At 78.6% G+C, this 499-nt stretch carries 1 protein-coding gene; it reads left to right on the top strand.

Annotated features, from left to right (window positions below; translation table 11 throughout):
• Nucleotides 1–387: SDR family NAD(P)-dependent oxidoreductase (locus DMH08_RS39830; RefSeq protein WP_125621460.1), on the top strand; the 387-nt coding region annotated here is incomplete at its 5' end.
• Between the last annotated feature and the right edge of the window lie 112 nt (nt 388–499).

The following is a 499-nucleotide window of genomic DNA, read 5'->3' as shown; positions in this document are numbered from 1 at the left end:
GCCGCGTTCGCCCCGTCCCGCACCCTGCCCGCGTACGCGACGAGCAAGGCGGCGGTGCTGATGCTGTCGGAGTGCCTGCGCGCGGAGCTGAAGGGCGCGGGCATCGGGGTCAGCGCGATCTGCCCCGGCATCGTCGACTCCGGGATCACCGGGCGGGCCCGGTTCGTCGGCCGCGACGAGGCCGGCGAGGCGGACGGGCGCGACCGGGCGACGCGCGCCTACGCGCTGCGCGGCTTCGCGCCCGAGGGCGTCGCGGAGCGGATCGTCGCCGCCGTCCGGGAGGACCGCGCCGTCGTCCCCGTCACGGCCGAGGCGCACGCCGCCCGGCTGCTGGCGCGCGTGTCGCCCGGCGCGCTGCGCCTCCTCGCCCGCCTCGACCTGAGGTGACGCGCGGTCCCGCGGGAGCCCGCCCCTAGGGTGGGTGGCGGGAGGCGATGAAGATGCCGGACGCGGTCGTCGTCGGGGCGGGGCAGAACGGGCTCGTCGCGGCGAACGTGCT

The sequence above is a fragment of the Actinomadura sp. WAC 06369 genome (assembly GCF_003947565.1).
Classification (GTDB): Bacteria; Actinomycetota; Actinomycetes; order Streptosporangiales; family Streptosporangiaceae; genus Spirillospora; species Spirillospora rifamycini.
The sequence above is the reverse complement of the archived record's forward strand: the minus strand, read 5'-3'. Positions and strand labels throughout refer to the sequence as shown.